Origin of the sequence: Bacillus sp. FSL K6-2861, assembly GCF_038630725.1 — a bacterium.
In the GTDB taxonomy this organism is placed as follows: Bacteria; Bacillota; Bacilli; order Bacillales; family Bacillaceae; genus Bacillus; species Bacillus velezensis.
Window position 1 is genome coordinate 1,302,807 of sequence record NZ_CP152037.1, and the last position, 17,699, is coordinate 1,320,505.

The following is a 17,699-nucleotide window of genomic DNA, read 5'->3' on the forward strand; positions in this document are numbered from 1 at the left end:
TGGGCTTTTTTTATTGACGAGAGCCGGTTTGGATTGATTGCCACGGAGGAGAAACGATGAAAAAACAAAGAATTGTTGTGAAAATCGGGAGCAGCTCGCTCACCAACAGTAACGGAAGTATTGATGAAGCAAAAATCAAGGAACATACGGAAGCCATTTCTTTATTAAAAGAAAACGGGCATGAAGTGATCCTCATTACCTCAGGCGCGGTGGCAGCGGGTTTTTCCGCTCTCGGCTATCCGTCGCGACCCGTTACGATAAAAGGAAAGCAGGCAGCTGCCGCAGTCGGCCAGACGCTTTTAATGCAGCAATATATGGACCATTTAAAAAGATACGGTCTGACGCCGGCACAAATTTTATTAACAAGAAATGATTTCTCAAAAAGAGAGCGGTACAGAAATGCCTATGCCACTGTAATGGAACTGTTGGAGCGGGGCGTCGTGCCGATTATTAATGAAAATGATTCCACATCAGTCGAAGAGCTGACGTTCGGTGATAATGACATGCTGTCGGCGCTTGTAAGCGGTTTGATTCATGCAGACCAATTAATGATTCTCACAGACATTAACGGGCTGTACGATGCCAATCCGAATGAAAACCCGGACGCAAAGCGGTTCGACTATCTGAATGACATCACACCAGAATTGCTCGGATATGCCGGATCAGCAGGCTCAAAGGTCGGCACTGGAGGTATGAAGTCAAAACTTCTCGCCGCCCAGACCGCATTGTCGCTCGGGGTGAAGGTATTTATCGGAACCGGCTCCGGACGGGAAAAACTGATGGTGATTTTAGACGGAAAAGGCGACGGCACTTATATCGGCGATAAAGACCTGTCCTCAGTGAATAATACACGGCAATGGATCATGTTTCATTCTCCGATATCAGGGGAAATCATCATTGATGGGGGAGCGGAGCAGGCGATGATCCATAACGGGTCAAGTCTCCTCCCGGCCGGCGTCGCCGATGTCTGCGGCAGTTTTCCGAAAGGGGCCGTAGTGGAAGTCAAAGGGCCCGGCGGCATGATCGGCAAAGGGCAGACGCAGTACTCATCCGATGAAATTTTAGAAGTCAAAGGGAAGCGGAGCGACCAGCTTTCAGGAACGAAGCAGGTGGAAGTGATTCACAGAGATGATTGGGTGAATTTATTTGACGAGGGGGAACACAAATGAGTGAAGTATTGCAAAAAGCAGCCTTGGCAAAAGAAGCGGCTGCCGAAATGGTCATGAAAACGACGGCTGAAAAAAACGAAGCGCTCCAATGTATTGCAGACGGACTCAGAAATGAACGCCGGCTGATTTTAACAGAGAATCAGAAAGATATTGAAGCGGGACGGAACAGAGGACTGACACCTGACATTATTGACAGGCTGACTCTTGATGAAAAACGCCTGCTCGATATCGCGGACGCCGTGGAACTGCTGATCGGTCTTGAAGATCCCGTCGGTGAATCGCTGGAGACCATTCAAAAAGAGAATGGATTATCCATTGAAAAAATCCGCGTGCCCCTTGGAGTAGTGGGCATGATCTATGAGGCCAGACCGAACGTTACCGTAGACGCGGCCACACTCTGCCTGAAAACCGGAAACGCGGTTGTGCTCAGAGGAAGTTCTTCCGCCATCCACAGCAACATAGCGCTTGTCAGTGTGATGAAACGCGCTCTGGGGCTGTCAAAGCTTCCGATTGATGCCGTTCAGCTCATAGAAGATACAAGCAAAGAAACCGCCAAACAGCTATTTACATTAAATGACGGGCTGGATGTATTGATCCCGCGCGGCGGTAAAAATTTAATTGATCTTGTGGTCAGGGAATCAACCGTACCCGTTTTAGAAACCGGAGCGGGCAATTGCCACGTGTACATAGATGAGTCAGCAGATCCTCAAATGGCAAGCGAGGTCGTCATCAATGCCAAAACACAGCGTCCTTCGGTCTGCAACGCGATTGAATCTCTTTTGATTCATGAAAAATGGGCCGAAGAACACGGGCGAAAGCTGCTGAATCAGCTGACAGAAAAAGGGGTGGAGCTCCGAGGAGACCAGGTGATTTGCGGACTGGAGCCTCAAGCGAAACAAGCAGAAGAAGCCGATTGGGGAGCGGAGTACCTGGCGCCGATTCTCAGTGTGAAAACGGTGCAGGACGTACAGGAGGCGGTCCGCCACATTCAGCAGTACGGCACAAACCATTCAGAAGCCATTCTGACGGAGAACGCCGAGCATGCGGCTTACTTCCAGACCGCCGTTGACGCCGCCGCCGTGTATCATAATGCTTCAACCCGGTTTACGGACGGTTTTGAATTCGGATACGGAGCCGAAATCGGCATCAGCACGCAAAAGCTTCACGCGAGAGGGCCGATGGGGCTTCCGGCGTTAACATCTACAAAAATCATCATCAAAGGAAACGGGCAAATCCGCGTATAATCTTTTAAGCTTATCCTTCAAAAAGGGTAGGCTTTTTTTATGCGGAAAGATTGACGGTCTCTTTTATATTGTGTAAAATTAAATTGTACACAATATAAAAGAGGTGAATTCACATGACAAAACCATTATTTACTGCAACCGTATCAGCCGCCGGCGGACGTGAAGGGAAAGTCACGTCTTCTGACGGAGTGCTGAATCTTGATGTTGCCATGCCGGGAACGCCAAGAGCAAAAAAGCTCGAACATGCTACAAACCCTGAACAGCTGTTTGCCGCAGGATATTCAGCCTGCTTTGACAGCGCTCTTCAGCTCGTAGCGAGAAAAGAGCGTCTGAGTATTGAAACAGAGGTCACTGCGCATGTCAGTCTGCTGAAAGATGAAGCAGACCAAGGATATAAACTAGGCGTTACGCTTGAGGTCAAAGCATCCGGCATTGATAAACAGGAGCTTGAAGCCCTTATCCAAAAAGCGCACGGTGTCTGTCCGTATTCAAAAGCGACAGCGGGAAATATTGAAGTGAAGCTTCTGGCAGCAGAATAAAAATAAGGATGCCCATTCGGGGCATCCTTATTTTTTGCCGTGCAGCGTATTCAAAACCTCATAAAGCGACTGCTTTAACTGCTTTAATTCCTCTTTTGACCGTCCCGTCTGTTCCAGCATGGCAATGGGAATATCCGCCGCTGTTTTCTGCAAGGCCCGTCCTTCATCTGTGAGTCTGATCGTCACGGATCGCTCGTCTTCAGCCGACCGCTTTCTCATGATAATTCCGTGCTGCTCCATCCGTTTCAGCATCGGTGTCAGCGTTCCGGAATCCAGGTACAAAAGCTCACCCATCCGTTTCACATTCAGTTCTTCGTGCTCCCATAATAAAAGCAGCGCCAAATATTGGGGATAAGTTACGTTGAGCTTATCAAGCAGCGGTTTGTACCGTTTCGTCATTTCCCTTGAGCTTGCGTACAGCAAAAAACAAAGCTGATTCTCCAGTTTCATATGTTCAAAATCTTTTTCTGCCATTACTTCTTTCACCAACTCTTTGTTTGTTAACGTTACCCCTATTGTAGCCGAAAAACGAACCATTTCCTATTCCAATCATGTTTAAAAATATGAGCAGGGGCAATATATACAGTAAGTACAATGAGGAGGCTGATAATAATGGCATTATTTACTTCAAAAGCGACCGCAGTCGGCGGACGAGCAGGACATATTAAATCCGAAGACGGGGTGCTGGATTTTGACATCATCATGCCGAATGCAAAAAAAGACGGAGAAACCGGCACAAACCCTGAACAGCTCTTTGCGGCAGGGTATGCTGCCTGCTTCGGGGGAGCGCTTGAGCTCGCCGCCCAAAAACAAAAAATCGACATGACCTCTGAAATTGAAGGACAGGTCAGCCTTTTAAAAGATGAGAGTGACGGAGGTTACAAAATCGGCGTAACGCTCGTCATTGATACAAAAGATCTTGACAAAGAAACGGCGGAGAAGCTAGTGCACGCCGCTCACGAGTTCTGTCCGTATTCAAAAGCAACAAGAGGAAATGTAGACGTCAAACTTGAATTAAAATAAATAACCGAACGAATATCCCGGATTTTATATCCGGGATATTTTATTAACGAAAACATCAGTAATGATCTCTTCTCTCCCGGAATAAGAATACGATATAGCACTTTTGCATAATGACACCAAGAGAAAAGAGGGAGAAATCGATGTCTCTTCCAAACATACCGAACATCACCCCCGACATTACACTCTCCAGATGTGAGACCCTGAACCTCCTTCTTTCATCCGTGGCTATGGAAGAAATCGGACTATCCCATATTCTGCAGGCGGAAGCGGAAAGGATTCAAATGTTTCTCGGCGCTTCCGGTGATCCCTCCTTGGAGGAATTGTCATCAATCAATAGAAGCACTGAACGGCTCCTGCGCACCGTCATGAAATCACAACTCCTTTTGCAGACGAAGCTTGAGGACATTATCTTCTTACAGGATTCTGAAGTCTGTATGGACCCGGACGACCCAAGCAATCCGAGTAATCCGAGCGATCCTGATGACCCGTGGAATCCGGACGACCCGAGCAATCCGAGTGATCCGGGCGATCCTGATGACCCGTGGAATCCGGACGACCCGAGCAATCCGAGTGATCCGGGCGATCCTGATGACCCGTGGAATCCAGACGATCCCAGTGATCCGGAAGATCCGTGTGACGGCCTGTTTTACGGCCGCATTGGCTGCTGTGAGTGCGGGGATTGTGAGGACTGCGGTTGGAAGAAAAAAGGCGGGGAGCGTTCATAAAAAAAGAGACGGGTGAAGCATATGCCGTATCCAACCATCTCAAAAGCGAAACAGGCATCTTTTGAAGCCATGCATTGTCTCACGATTGCGCTGTTACATATATTATCTGTGACCGTGGATAAAAGAAGGGATTCAGATTACAAAGAAGAAATCAGGCTGTTCTCCGCATTGTGCCGCTGGCAGATGGAAACGGGCGGCCGTCTGTTTTTAATGATCAGCCTGGAAGAAGAGCAGAAGCAGATGTATGAGCGGCACTTTCATGAAATGAAGACAGTTACGGAACGAACGAAAAAATTCATTTTTGAAAGCCCGCGCGAATTCCGGGCGCATCCCATTACGAAGCGGGCTGTCAGGCAGCTTCAGGAATGGGATACGGAAACTGCCGAACCTGCCGTCAGATGGGTGCGGCCTGTCATCATAACGATGAACGGCACTCCTGAACGGCCTTGGTTCAATCAACAACTCCAAAATCGGGAAAGGTGAGAAAATGAGCGGAAATGCTGAGTGTAAACTGACTCTTTGCATGATTGTGAAAAACGAGGAGAGATACATCTCCCGTTGTTTATCAAGTGTACAAGATATCGCTGATGAGATCGTCATCGCAGACACCGGATCACAAGATAATACAAAAGATATATGCAAAAGCTTTCAGGCAAGAGTGTTTGATTTCGAATGGGAGAATGATTTCGCAAAGGCCAGAAATTACGCCCTGCAGCATGCCGAAGGGGATTGGATTTTAGTGCTTGACGCGGATGAAGAGCTCGATCAGGAGACGGGCCGCTTTTTAACTTCGCTGCTTCATGACGGATTACCGAGCCGGGGTCTTTTGAAAATCATCAATTATACAGGGAAGCAGCTCGATGAAAACGAAGCGTTTGAAAGCATGCAGCCGAGACTGTTCCGCAATCATAAAGGCCTTCTGTATCAAGGCAGAATTCACGAGAATATCTCGGCTCCCAATGAGGAAGAAAACAATGCTTTTTTCACGCTTCCATGTGTGATTCATCACTACGGCTACTTGGAGCAGGAAGAAAAGATCAAGCAAAAACATAAACGGAATATCAGCATTTTAAATGAAGAGCTTTCAGAGGAAAATCCTGATCCGTGGCTTGTCTATCATTTGGCAAGTGAATGCTACAGAATCAAAGACTATGAAAAAGCATTACATCTTGTTAACGGCTCAATTTTTCAATTTTTAAGCGAAAAACGAATGCCTCCGTCTCTCCTGTATTATTTGAAATATACAATATTGCTTGAGCTCAAACGGTATGAAGAAGCCGAACAAGGGATTGAAAAAGTGCTCAAGCTATATCCTGATTACAGCAATCTTCATTATTATAAAGGCCTTGTATTATATCATTTGAAAAAGTACAGAGCGGCAATCAAAGCATTTGAAAACGGAACGCAGGTTGAAGGAGAAAACGCTGATCACTTCATTTTAAAAGGTGCCGCCAATTTCAGAGCCTTTTATTATATGGCGAAATGCCATGCTGCATTAAACCATGATATGACGGCCATCGCTTACGCCAAAAAATCGGTGAAGTTCAATCCTCAATTTAAACCCGCGAAAGAACTTCTGTCTCAATTAAAAAAGGATCAGCGGACAAACGCCTGATCCTTTTTTTGCATGTTCCACTAAGATAATCGAATAATGTTTAAAGCTGCACCGACGCTTCCTCCAAGCAATGTGGCCGCACCCAATAATCCGAACAGCTGAAGCTGGATTGTGCTGCCTGCTGGCAAAGTCACAATAAAGGAGTTATTAAAGTTTGCCAAAGACGCGACCGGGGCGATAATCGAACTTGCAGGAGGAGTGCCGTTGATTAAAATACGCGAACTTACAAGCAAGCCGGCCGTTAAATTAATATGGTAGGAAATATAGTACCGTCCCGCCGGAGCAACGGTAAATATGGTATTTGCGGCATTAGCCGTAATATCTGCCGAAAGGTTTTGTTCATTCGGTAAGGAAATGGTCGTGCCGCCGACAATAACTGCGACAACACCGCCGCCCGTATTGCTCGCATAGCCGGAAGTTGCTGTCAGACTTGTTCCGGTGCTTCCGGTTGGTCCCGTGCCGCCAGTAGCGCCGGTGATTCCCGCCGCAGCTAAAAGTGTATAGTCAGCTGAGGCTCCAGGGGTTCCCGCCGGGCTGTTTACGTTTGCGACGTAAGAGCTTCCGTTATACAAGACAACCTGTCCGGTTGTGTAAGTGGGGGCAATCAGCGGATTAAAAGCAACAATCCCTTGAAGGCCCGCACCGGTGACCCCCGTAGGTCCGATCGATCCGGTTGGCCCCGTCGCTCCGGCCGGTCCGATTGCTCCCGTAGATCCCGTCGGCCCCGTAGCACCAGTCGGTCCCGCCAGTGTAGGGATATTTGAGATACTGTCCAATTTTGAACCGAGAAGAAGCTCCTGTTTCATTAAGCTGTCAAGCGTATCCCGGACGCTCTCATTCAGGTTAAGAATATCCGCAAGACTTGACGGGGGCCCTGTTAATCCGGGAATCGCTCCGAGCGCGTATTGGATTTTTTCACCTTCCGCATTCAGAATATGTGCCATTCCCAGCTCTTCCATAGCAATTGACGAAAGAAGAAGGTTAATGGTATCGTCTCTGGAAAGTGTAACGACAGGGGTGATATTGGGCAAATTAGGCTGTGACACAATGTCCCTCCTTATGAGTTGGCTGAAAATCATTTTATTACGAACAAAGTTCCCCGAAATGAGCGTAAGCAGTACTGTATCAGTATATTCACGGATTCTGTCCAAGTTTCTGAATGGATTCCCTTTATAAACCAATTGAGCGGGTTATACCGCTGTTTTTGATTTCATCATATATGAAGGAAATACTTTAAATATAGAGAAAATACATCGCACAGCATTCGCAAATCGGTCAAAATGACAGCGGGACATGTGATCGTCTATAAAGCGATGGCTATATATCTTGTGCGTTTCCTGCAAAAACTCTCTTTTTCATTTCAAGTTTTCTGTATAAAAGGGCGAGAAGCATGGATGGGATCGTACAAACAATCATTCCGATAAAGGCATACCGGGGTTCAATTTCATATAAAAAACCTCCGAAAATAGTAAATACCGCAGTGCTCCAGCTGAGAGCAAGCGCTGAATATATGCCTTGGGCTTTCGGGATTTGCGCGGGTGAAATATTTTTAATTAAGTATTTCATAAATGCATAGTGTCCCATCGCGAATGAACAGGCATGCAGCGTCTGCGCAATACAGAAAATGATGACATGCGGAAATGCAAATACGAGTATCCAGCGTACGGTAGCACCAAGCGCCGCCAAGGCGAGCAAAGAGCCTGCCGTAAATTGATGAAAGTATCGGTCAGCGATTGCAAAGAAGATAATCTCCGCGATAACGGCGATGTTGATAATGATTCCGATGGCATAAGCGGGGGCATCGATTTCCTGCAAAAAGAGATAACCGTAATTGTAATAAGACGCGTGTGCCGCCTGCAGTAAGATAACGATTGCGAGCACCAGACCGAAATATTTGATGCGGAATAAAGCAAACATGCCCTCTTTTCTTGCGCGGTCTGTTTCCGGCCGTTTTGAAAGAACAGCTGGCGCATGCATAAAGCTGAGGCATGCGAATATCAGGGTGCCCAAAAGCAGTGCCCATAAAATCGCTTGATCTCCGAATATACTTGTAAAGACGGACAGGATGACGCCGGCTGAAACAAAACCCGCGGACCCCCACTGCCGGCTTGTCCCATAGGCCTTTAATTCGTTATGCTGTACAAGGACGCCGCAAGCGCTGTCTAAAGCAGGCATTAAAGCAGGATAAAACACATGCAGCACTAATGTGACAAGAAGCAGGCTTTGAAAAGAATCAGCGGGAATATAACATAAAAGTGCGAGAAACGTCCCGATTCTGGCGCCGTTTAATAAGGCTTTGCTGCTGAATTTTCCTGATAAATAAGGGAAGAAAAATAATGTGGAAATCCCTCTTGCCGCCAAGCCCAAGCTCATAATGAAACTGGCTTCGGGTACGGAAACCCCTTTTATATGCACCATCCATCCCGTCCAATAGGGCAGAAAAACACCCCATGTCATAAAAAAACTAAAAAAATGCAGACTCATCCAGCGATATGCTTTCATTCCCGTTCCTCCTTTAATTGGCATGTTATCATGTAAAGACATAAAGACAATATGAGATATCTCATATTTTTGGGGTGGACGATGGAAATTTATAAAGGCGAGAAAAAGCGGCATCAGTTAAAAAAACACTCAATCGCGCATTTATTCTCTTTCCCCGCTGAAGAGTTTATGGAAGTGCGCGAATATGAGCGGGACGAATGGATTATTCAAGAGGGCAGGAGGCCTGACTTCCTGTTTTACGTGATTGAAGGAAAAGCGAAAATATATGTAACCCACCAAAACGGGAAAGTTTCTTTAATTAATTTTATCAACAAAAATGATTACATCGGAGAGATGGAACTATTACATGAAGTGTATTACACAAAAGGAATTCAAGCCTCAGCGAAGACTGTTTGTTTTGCTCTGCCTATTAACCGCTGCCGCGCGCAATTGCTGCAGGATGCGAAATTCCTGCGTGAGTTGGCTAAGTTTTTAAGTGCTAAGGCGACGCTTATGGCTTCGAAATATTCACAAAGTCTGGCGTTCCCGCTTGAAAACCGGCTGGCCGATTTTATTTTGCAGACGGCTTATGAAGGGGTTTATAAAGAGAAGCACGTAACGGTCTGTGATTATTTGGGTGTATCTTACCGTCATCTCTTGCATGTGCTGACGCAATTCTGCCAAAAAGGGTATTTACAAAAAGAAGGGCGGTGCTATCAAATTAAGCAGCATGATTCACTAAGTGAACTTGCGAAGGCGCTGAAGAATAAATAGCACGCCCAGAAAAAACAGCCACCCGCGATTTGCGGATGGCTGTTTTTTTATACAAGCTGAGCTTGTTTTTTTCGTGCCTGTTTCGCGGCGTCGACCATATTTTTTAATGCCGCAACGGTTTCTTCCTGCTGTCTTGTTTTCAGTCCGCAGTCCGGGTTTACCCAGAAGCGGTCAGTCGGACACACTTCAAGCGCGTCATCAATAATTTGATAGATTTCTTCAGTTGCCGGCACACGCGGGCTGTGAATGTCGTATACACCGAGTCCGAGGCCTTTCACGTAAGGATGTTCTTTCAAGTATTCTAAAAATCCTCCGTGGCTTCTGCTGTGTTCGATTGTAATGACATCCGCGTCAAGATCATTGATCGTATCTACGATATCTTCAAAGTTGCTGTAACACATATGCGTATGAATCTGCGTCTCATTTTGCACAGAAGACGTCGTTAACCGGAATGCTTCTGCGGCCCAAGTTAAATATTCATCCCAATCCTGCGTTTTTAACGGCAGTCCTTCGCGGAGCGCGGGTTCATCTACCTGGATAATCTGAATACCGGCATCTTCAAGCGCTTTTACTTCTTTTCTGAGGGCAAGCCCGATCTGGAAGGCGATTTCTTTTCTTGAAATATCCACACGCGGGAATGACCAGTTTAAGATGGTGACAGGTCCCGTCAGCATGCCTTTCATGTGTTTTTCCGTCAGCGATTGGGCGTAGACCGTATCTTTTACCGTCATCGGTTCGATAAATTCGACATCTCCGAAAATGACAGGCGGACGTACGCAGCGTGAACCGTAAGACTGCACCCATGCATATTTCGTAAAGGCGAATCCGGCCAGTTTTTCACCGAAGTATTCTACCATGTCCGTCCGCTCGAATTCTCCGTGAACGAGCACGTCTAAGCCGATTTCTTCCTGAATGTCAACCCAGCGCTTCGTTTCCGCATTAATAAAGGCTTGGTACTGTTCATCCGTCCAATCTTTTTTCCGCCATTTTTGCCGTGCGCTCCGCACCTCGGCAGATTGAGGGAAGCTTCCGATTGTCGTCGTCGGCAGAAGGGGAAGACCGAGTGATTCATTCTGCAGCGCCAATCGTTCTTCAAAGCTGGCCGGACGGGAGAAATCTTTTTCCGTCAGCTGATTCAGCTCTTCTTTTTGAGCTGAGTTCGCTCCTGTTGCGAATGCTTTTAAAGCCTTAAGTGCCGCTTTTGATTCTTCGATCTGCTCACTGACGGCCGCTTTGCCGGACAGAAGCCCTTCTTTTAAGACGCCGAGTTCCGCCAGTTTTTCTTTAGCGTATGACAGGCCGTTCAGCAAATCCTTTTCAAGATGCTCGTCAGGGTGTTTCGCCACCGGCACGTGCAGAAGGCTGCTTGAAGGCTGAATCCATAACTCCTCAACATCAGCGTGGCTGAGGATATCCAGAGCTGCATCAAGGCGTTCTTCAACATCGATTTTCCAAATGTTGCGGCCGTCGACCACACCGGCTGCCAGCACTTTATCTTTCGGGAAGCCGTGCTTTTTCAGCTGATCAAGGTTTCTGCCTTTATCATGCACGAAGTCAAGCCCGATTCCCTGTACGGGATAAGAAACGAGTTCTTCATATGCATCAACCGAATCAAAGTATGTCTGCAGGAGGACATTCAGCCCTGAAAGCTCTTTTGTAATAGATTCATAGAGTTCTTTTGCGGCACGGACGTCTTCAGAAGAAGCTGTCACAAGGGCCGGCTCATCGATCTGAACCCATTTTACGCCTTCAGCTTCAAGTTCTTTCAGCAGCTGAACATAAAGAGGAACAAGGCGTTTTTGAATCGCTTTCGCTTCTGATTCTTCGTATCCTTTCGCAAGCGTGACAAATGTATACGGACCGACGATGACAGGTTTCGTTTCCGCTCCGAATTCTTCTTTGATCCGGCGGTAGTCGTCAAGCTGTTTGTTTCTCGTCAGACGGAATTCAATGCTTTCGTCATATTCAGGAACGATGTAATGGTAGTTGGTATTAAACCATTTCGTCATTTCACTGGAAACGGCGTCTTTTACACCGCGGGCAATCGCAAAGTATGTATCAACGGGATCCGTGATGCTGCGGAATCTTTCCGGAATCCAGTTAAAGCTGACGGCTGTATCAAGCACATGGTCATAATGGGTGAAATCAGAGACCGGCACGATATCGATATGTTGGTCAAGCTGTGTTTTGACAGCTGATAAGAATAAACCGTCAAGTTCTTTAAGAAACGTTTCTTTGTCAGTGTTACCTTTCCAATAAGCCTCAAGCGTTTTTTTCCATTCTCTGTTCAAGCCGATTCTCGGAAAACCGAGGTTCGAAGTTTTGATTGTTGTCATTAAGTTTCCTCCTTTAAGTGAGATGTAACAAAAAAGCCTCTTTCTCATGAGAGAAAGAGGCTTTAACTTCAAAATGCAAGCCTCTCTTATCTCTCAGATCACGTCTGATGGAATTAGCACCGTGCCTTATGAGACAGTCGTCTCGGCGCAAAAATCACGCGCCCCATTTCACAATGGAATTACGGTCGGTTGCTGTTGGGGTCAAAAGGCCAATCCCTCGCCCAACTCTCGATAAGAGAAAATATTTAAATTTTTTTGAAAAGTTACATCATTTGTTGGTTATCTTATCAGCTTATTCAGACCACTGTCAATAGAAAATCTCACATTTTAAAAATTGGTGATATGACAAGCTGATCAATCATTATATGAGAAAAATATCAGAAAGACAGCAGCTGTGCCTGTTCGGCTCTTTCCATCAGTACTTCAGGCGCGTCTAAATACAGAAATCCGTTCCCGGCCAATGTTTTGGCGATGTCCAAAGGAAGGGTCCGCCGCACGAGCTGGGCGTAGACTTCAGCCTCAGAAAGCGTCCGCTGAAACGCGTCCTGTTCAAGCCCTTTTATTAAGGCAAGCGCTCCGCTCACATGCGGGGCGGCCATTGAAGTGCCCGTCAGCTTCCCGTATTTATGGTTGGGAAGGGTGGAGAGAATATTTTCTCCCGGAGCCACCAGGTCAATCTCTTTATTTGCGTTTGAAAATTCAGACGATTTACGGGCGATTGAGACTGATCCGACTGCGATCACTTCGTTGTAAGCGGCCGGATACGACAGTTCCTCTGTACGCTCGTCTCCGTCACCTTCGTTTCCTGCCGCGCAAACGACCAGAACACCGCTTTTTACCGCATTTTCGACGGCTTCTTTCAATTCAGGCACATCGCTTGGCCCGCCGAGTGACATGGAAATGATATCGGCCTTTTGTTCAACGGCGTAGTTGATGCCGTTAATGATCCATTCGTATTTGCCGCTGCCGTTTTGACCGCCGAGAACTTTAACGATTAAAAGGCTTGCTTCCGGCGCGACACCCGAAATTCCGCCGTTTGAATCATTGGCGGCAATCGTTCCGGAAACGTGTGTCCCGTGTCCGTTATAATCGGAAATCGCGTCTTCTTTGCCTCCGTCATCATCGGTGAAGTTTTTCCCGCCGACAATTCGGTCTTTCAAATCAGGATGATTGATGTCGCAGCCTGTGTCAAGCACCGCGATTTTAATATCCTTGCCTTTAAACCCTTTTGCCCACAACTCTGGCGCCTTAATCACTTTAATCCCCTCTGGAAGCTCGTTCACCTCCATGATCTGTTCATCCGTGACATAAGGAATCAAATGCATTTCACCATTCATAAAAAAGCCCTCCTTTTTTATGCTTGCGAGTGGATACAAGGGTGTTGCTACTATTTTATGGCAGAGCATGCCGGCCGGAAAGAGTCATTTGAAGCATTTTCATAAAAAAGGCGTAATCTATCGCACTAAAAAATTTCAAATAAATGGATAGTTTAACAGCTTTTATTTTCATTCATGATCCGCTGACGGTATAATTGGAAATGGGAAAGGAGAAGAGATATGAAGATAAGTGAAGCATTATACAGCTATTTTTCAGAACAAGTGGATCAAATTGCGAAAGAGTGGATCGAAACGATGGAAGATTCGGATCCGAATTCGATTTATTCTTTGACAAATCCCGTCATCACAGAAGAACTGACGGAGCAGGATAAAGAATTTTACCGGCATATTAATAAAATGTATATCATGCCGAAAAAAGAATTTTTAGAAGAGTTCGAGCAGTGGGTGATTGAGCTTGCGAAAGACCAGAAGCATCTGGATACTCCCGTACAGTATGTGGTCCGTGAATTCATGAGAAACCGGAGACTATACATCAGTTATTATGATGCGTTTGCCGATAAACATGAATCTTCGTTTGCACAGGGAGAAAGGAAGAAATGGGAGAATTTAATTGTACAAGTATTTGATTTTACGATTTACACGTTTGTCGATCATGCCGAGCATAACTCAAAAATGCAGCTGAATGCGCAAAGAGAAATGATTTTGGAGTTAAGCTCGCCGGTTATCACGCTGAGCAAACGGACGGCGCTGCTGCCGCTTGTCGGCGATATTGACACGGAGCGCGCCAAATTCATTCTTGAAAATACGCTGAGCACATGTGCAAAACGGCTGATTGAACATCTGTTAATTGACCTGTCGGGTGTAGTGGTTGTCGATACGATGGTGGCGCATCAGATTTTTAAATTAGTTGAGGCGCTGAAATTGATCGGCGTCACGTCCACTTTATCCGGAATCAGGCCGGAAATCGCTCAAACCGCCGTACAGCTCGGCATTAATTTCTCAGATATTACGATCAAGTCCAATCTCGCTCAGGCTCTCAATTATCATCAATAACATACATAACAAAACAGGCTGCCGAATCACTCCGGCGGCCTGTTTTTATACAAACATCAATGAAATGAGCCAGCTTGCGCCGAATAACAGAAGCACGAGCAGGAAAAAGCACCAGTCGGCGCGGCGCACGGTAACAGTTCTGTAAAACGTGCGGTTTCGGCTCCCCGTAAAGCCTTTAGATTCCATCGCGATCGCCGTGCGTTCCGCCTTTCTGATTGCGCCTGCCAATAGCGGAATGGTGAAGCGCCTGAAGGCGGAGAGCTTTCCTTTCAGCCCGGAATCAGACCCCGCGCCCCTGATTCTGTGCGCCTGCCGGATGATCAGGATTTCATCTTTCAGAAGAGGGAGAAACCGGAACCCCGCGATAACGCCGTATGCAAGCTTGGGCGGCAGCTTACACTGCTGAATCAGACTGAGCATGAACAGAATCGGATCGGTTGTGAAAAGAAACATCATCGACAAAGCGGAAAAACATAAAATACGAAACGCGATAGAAATCCCGAGCGCCGCGTTATCACTGTTGACGGCAATCGGCCCGAGCTTAAACAGCAGGTTGCTTCCGGTTGTCGGGACGTTTCCGAATACGGCGGCTGTCCATAAAGAACCGAAGGCCAGAATGACAAACGGAATCGTGAACAGCAGCCATTTTTTCAGCGGCACACGCCCCGCCGAGAGGACGCCTCCCGCAATGATGATATAAAACAAAGCAGGGGTGTACGGATTATAAATAAACGACAGCATAATGACGCATAACAATACAGCCGCCGCCTTTATTGACGGGTTAACAGCCTCCAGCCGCAAGTTCATTTCTCCGCCTCCTGTCGTGTTTCATCCATTCATACCGCAGGGGCAAAGCCAAATGCGCCCGCTCCGCGATTCCGATATGATCAGAAAACAATGAGTCGGGCGTTCCGCGGTATACCAGCTTCGTGCCGCAGAGCACAAGGATCGTGTCGGCATAATCTGAGACGAGTTCCATATCGTGTGTCACCATCAAAACAGCCGTTCCTTCCTTTTGAATCTCACGGAGCATTTGCATACACTCCCGCGCCGTTTTGGCATCCTGTCCGAAAGTCGGTTCATCAAGCATCAAAACGTTCACATTGTGCATAAGCATCGTTGCGACGCTGAGCCGGCGTTTTTGTCCTTGGCTTAAAGAAAACGGATGCTGTGAGGCATGGCGTCTCAGGCCGAATCGGGTTAACAGCTGAAGAGCTTTCTCCTTTGCGGCTCTGCTGCTTTCAAAACCGAACATCAGCTCTTGAATGACGGAATCTGTGACAAACTGGTGTTCAGGATTTTGGAAAACATATCCTATCAGCCGCCGCAGCTCTTTTTCAGAATAGGAATCAATCGGTCTGCCGTCTATTTTGATGTCTCCGCCCAGCGGACGGATGAGCTTGGCCGCGGCAGACAGGAGCGTTGTTTTTCCTGTTCCGTTAGGGCCGGCAATCGCGGTGATTGAACCTTTTTTTACGGAAAAGCTCACATCTTGAAAAATGACGTCTGCCCCTCTTGAGAATGACAGCTCGTGAACGCTCAGCGCGTCTTCTGCCGAAAGCGCGGCGGGCCGGGGTTCGGGCAGAGATGGTACAGGTTCGTGAAACAGCTTTTCTTTACACAATGTAAAAGGAATGCTGACGTGCTCCTGCAATGAGATCACACGCGGAATCGGAATGCCGAGCTGCATCAGCTCTTCAATCTTTGTTTCAAAGATAACGTCCGTCTCTCCGTCCATCACCTTCTGACCCGTTTCGTCAAGGACAATCGTCCTGTCCATCCACGGCGCCCAATGATCAAGCTGATGTTCGATAACGAGAAGGCCGAAGCCTTTTTTTGCTTGAAGATCTTTGATCAGCCGCACTAATTCACGTGCGGAATATGGATCAAGCTGTGCCGTCGGTTCGTCCAAAATAATGAGTTCCGGTTCCATCGCAATGATACAGGCAAGCGCCACTTTTTGTTTTGAACCGCCTGACAGCGAAGCGATCGTTCGCGTTTTCAGATGAGTGATCTCTAATTTTGCCAAAACGTCATCGATGATTGCATCCATATCTTCTTTTGTATATTGCAAATTTTCCAGGCCGAAGGCGATTTCATCTTCAACCGACAGCATGCAAAACTGCTGGTCCGGATCTTGAAACACGACGCCGATGGATCTGGCGGCGGGCTCTGTCAGATGTGAAAGAGGTGTTCCGTATAAAGAAACGGTTCCCGATTGAACCCCATCGCATGCTTCCGGGTACAGACCGTTTAAACAGAGAGCGAGCGAGCTTTTGCCGCATCCGCTCGGCCCGAGCAATAAAGCCCGCTCTCCTTTCCGGAGCTGAAAGGACACGTTTTGAAGAATCGGCTTTTCATCCTGATCATAAGAAAAGGTAAGACGGCCGGCCGATAGAAGGGGATCAGATGCCTGCATCTTGGTTCACCTGTTTCTTTTTCTTCTTGAATTGTTTTCCGAGCGCCATGCCGTTCAGCACTCCTGTGTAAGCCAGCGCATCACTGATTGCTTTGCCGAGAAGGCCGGCAAGAAGCGCACCTGAGACCAGACGGATGAGAAGCATGACGGCTAATAAACCCGGATTCAATACAGAGTATCCGGAAACGAACAAGTCATAAATGAAGCTTGTCACAGAAGACCCCATACCGGATAAAAGAAGCACGGGCAGGGTATACACCCGCCAGCGTGTCGCTAAAAAGACCGCTTCCGCACCGATTCCCTGTGCGATCCCGATCAGAATCACCATCGGTCCTGACGGATTTCCGAGTAAGCACTCCACAAACGCGGCGATGATTTCAGAAACGAGAGCCGCTCCCGGTTTTTGAATAATGTACGCGGCAATCACCGAGACGATAAACCAGATACCGTAAATCGGTTCATAGCTCATCCGGCCAAAAAATCCTGCCGCTATATTGCTTGCATGAGTTGATACTAAATAAATGACAGCAAATACAACACTGATGACGGACATGACGACAATTTCTCTCATTTTCCAATTTTTCATTGTGATCTCCTGCTTTCTTATCGGATAGTCGTATGTATGAAAGAAATGATTTTACAGGCGGTTCATATTCAGTTTCATATTGCGGTGTCCTCCCCCGTTTTTTAATGAAAAATAAAAAACTGCATATCCGAGGGAATATGCAGCAGCAGAACGAAAACGCATGGGGAAAAACCCTGCGCTCCGGTCAATCTGCACTTCCCCACGCTGGTATTATCCAGATCGGGTTATAAGGGATCAAACACGCCTGCCGCATGTTTTATCTCAGCCGATAACAGCACCCCTAGTGCGTTTCCTATACAGTTTTTTATGATGACATCATCATAGTTGATCATGTCTGATTTGTAAACAGCCTTTCTCCGAACAGAGTTTGGAATCGGACCGGATGATCATTCATAAAG

At 47.0% G+C, this 17,699-nt stretch carries 17 protein-coding genes and 2 riboswitches; of the genes, 9 read left to right on the top strand and 8 right to left on the bottom strand.

The window, feature by feature from the left end; all coding sequences use genetic code 11:
• The first annotated feature begins 56 nt into the window (after nt 1-56).
• The 3 genes from proB to NYE62_RS06655 all read left to right on the top strand — a co-directional run bounded on the left by proB (nt 57) and on the right by NYE62_RS06655 (nt 2,952).
• A complete protein-coding gene (proB, locus tag NYE62_RS06645) occupies nt 57-1,169 on the top strand; it encodes a glutamate 5-kinase (RefSeq protein ID WP_060675386.1) in 1,113 nt (370 codons plus the stop codon).
• Nucleotides 1,166-2,413 (top strand): glutamate-5-semialdehyde dehydrogenase, encoded by a 1,248-nt coding sequence (proA, locus tag NYE62_RS06650; protein ID WP_015417313.1) that lies wholly within the window; start codon nt 1,166-1,168, stop codon nt 2,411-2,413. The genes proB and proA overlap by 4 nt, the downstream gene beginning before the upstream one ends.
• A 113-nt stretch (nt 2,414-2,526) precedes the next feature.
• Nucleotides 2,527-2,952 carry an organic hydroperoxide resistance protein gene (locus NYE62_RS06655; RefSeq protein ID WP_007610880.1) on the top strand — a complete coding sequence of 142 codons (426 nt, stop codon included), beginning with the start codon at nt 2,527-2,529 and terminating at the stop codon, nt 2,950-2,952.
• A 27-nt stretch (nt 2,953-2,979) separates the two neighbouring features.
• Here NYE62_RS06655 and NYE62_RS06660 read toward each other — a convergent pair whose 3' ends face one another.
• A complete protein-coding gene (locus tag NYE62_RS06660) occupies nt 2,980-3,489 on the bottom strand; it encodes a MarR family transcriptional regulator (protein ID WP_020953982.1) in 510 nt (169 codons plus the stop codon).
• A 75-nt stretch (nt 3,490-3,564) separates the two neighbouring features.
• Between NYE62_RS06660 and NYE62_RS06665 the strand changes: the two genes are divergently transcribed.
• From NYE62_RS06665 to NYE62_RS06680, 4 genes are all read left to right on the top strand, one after another.
• Complete coding sequence (locus NYE62_RS06665; protein WP_003154758.1) at nt 3,565-3,975, top strand: organic hydroperoxide resistance protein; 411 nt, start codon at nt 3,565-3,567, stop codon at nt 3,973-3,975.
• 140 nt (nt 3,976-4,115) lie between these two features.
• Nucleotides 4,116-4,700: a hypothetical protein gene (locus NYE62_RS06670; RefSeq protein WP_222122214.1), complete on the top strand. Its 585-nt coding sequence runs from the start codon at nt 4,116-4,118 to the stop codon at nt 4,698-4,700.
• Nucleotides 4,701-4,721: 21 nt separating this feature from the next.
• The gene (locus NYE62_RS06675; RefSeq protein WP_144664144.1) at nt 4,722-5,183 is read left to right on the top strand and encodes a hypothetical protein; all 462 of its coding nucleotides are present in this window, start codon (nt 4,722-4,724) and stop codon (nt 5,181-5,183) included.
• 4 nt (nt 5,184-5,187) lie between these two features.
• Nucleotides 5,188-6,315, top strand: a complete 1,128-nt coding sequence (locus NYE62_RS06680; RefSeq protein WP_144664145.1) for a glycosyltransferase — start codon at nt 5,188-5,190, stop codon at nt 6,313-6,315.
• Between the two features lie 20 nt (nt 6,316-6,335).
• Here the strand turns inward: NYE62_RS06680 and NYE62_RS06685 are convergent, their stop codons facing one another.
• Both NYE62_RS06685 and NYE62_RS06690 read right to left on the bottom strand, forming a co-directional pair.
• On the bottom strand, nt 6,336-7,361 hold the full coding sequence (locus NYE62_RS06685; protein ID WP_342497310.1) for a collagen-like protein: 1,026 nt from the start codon (nt 7,359-7,361) through the stop codon (nt 6,336-6,338).
• Between the two features lie 271 nt (nt 7,362-7,632).
• Nucleotides 7,633-8,817 carry an MFS transporter gene (locus NYE62_RS06690; RefSeq protein ID WP_244805644.1) on the bottom strand — a complete coding sequence of 395 codons (1,185 nt, stop codon included), beginning with the start codon at nt 8,815-8,817 and terminating at the stop codon, nt 7,633-7,635.
• Between the two features lie 81 nt (nt 8,818-8,898).
• On the opposite strand from NYE62_RS06690, the gene yeiL reads away from it, so the two are divergent.
• Nucleotides 8,899-9,570: a transcriptional regulator YeiL gene (yeiL, locus tag NYE62_RS06695; protein ID WP_244805645.1), complete on the top strand. Its 672-nt coding sequence runs from the start codon at nt 8,899-8,901 to the stop codon at nt 9,568-9,570.
• Nucleotides 9,571-9,617: 47 nt separating this feature from the next.
• Here the strand turns inward: yeiL and metE are convergent, their stop codons facing one another.
• Together metE and NYE62_RS06705 are read right to left on the bottom strand one after the other, a co-directional pair.
• On the bottom strand, nt 9,618-11,906 hold the full coding sequence (gene metE / locus NYE62_RS06700; RefSeq protein ID WP_099566682.1) for a 5-methyltetrahydropteroyltriglutamate--homocysteine S-methyltransferase: 2,289 nt from the start codon (nt 11,904-11,906) through the stop codon (nt 9,618-9,620).
• A gap of 83 nt (nt 11,907-11,989) precedes the next feature.
• Nucleotides 11,990-12,144: riboswitch (SAM riboswitch) on the bottom strand.
• 139 nt (nt 12,145-12,283) lie between these two features.
• On the bottom strand, nt 12,284-13,243 hold the full coding sequence (locus NYE62_RS06705) for a S8 family peptidase (RefSeq protein ID WP_241458149.1): 960 nt from the start codon (nt 13,241-13,243) through the stop codon (nt 12,284-12,286).
• 219 nt (nt 13,244-13,462) lie between these two features.
• Here NYE62_RS06705 and NYE62_RS06710 point away from each other — a divergent pair, with 219 nt between their 5' ends.
• Nucleotides 13,463-14,296, top strand: coding sequence for an STAS domain-containing protein (locus tag NYE62_RS06710; protein ID WP_241458151.1), 834 nt, complete (start codon nt 13,463-13,465; stop codon nt 14,294-14,296).
• A 45-nt stretch (nt 14,297-14,341) separates the two neighbouring features.
• Here the strand turns inward: NYE62_RS06710 and NYE62_RS06715 are convergent, their stop codons facing one another.
• From NYE62_RS06715 to NYE62_RS06725, 3 genes are read right to left on the bottom strand one after another with little or no spacing between them, the layout of a single operon-like run.
• Nucleotides 14,342-15,103 carry an energy-coupling factor transporter transmembrane component T gene (locus NYE62_RS06715; protein WP_342497311.1) on the bottom strand — a complete coding sequence of 254 codons (762 nt, stop codon included), beginning with the start codon at nt 15,101-15,103 and terminating at the stop codon, nt 14,342-14,344.
• Nucleotides 15,078-16,715 (bottom strand): energy-coupling factor transporter ATPase, encoded by a 1,638-nt coding sequence (locus NYE62_RS06720; RefSeq protein WP_342497312.1) that lies wholly within the window; start codon nt 16,713-16,715, stop codon nt 15,078-15,080. The genes NYE62_RS06715 and NYE62_RS06720 overlap by 26 nt, the downstream gene beginning before the upstream one ends.
• A complete protein-coding gene (locus tag NYE62_RS06725; RefSeq protein WP_003154744.1) occupies nt 16,702-17,301 on the bottom strand; it encodes an ECF transporter S component in 600 nt (199 codons plus the stop codon). The genes NYE62_RS06720 and NYE62_RS06725 overlap by 14 nt, the downstream gene beginning before the upstream one ends.
• Before the next feature lie 179 nt (nt 17,302-17,480).
• Nucleotides 17,481-17,593: riboswitch (TPP riboswitch) on the bottom strand.
• Nucleotides 17,594-17,699: the final 106 nt, after the last annotated feature.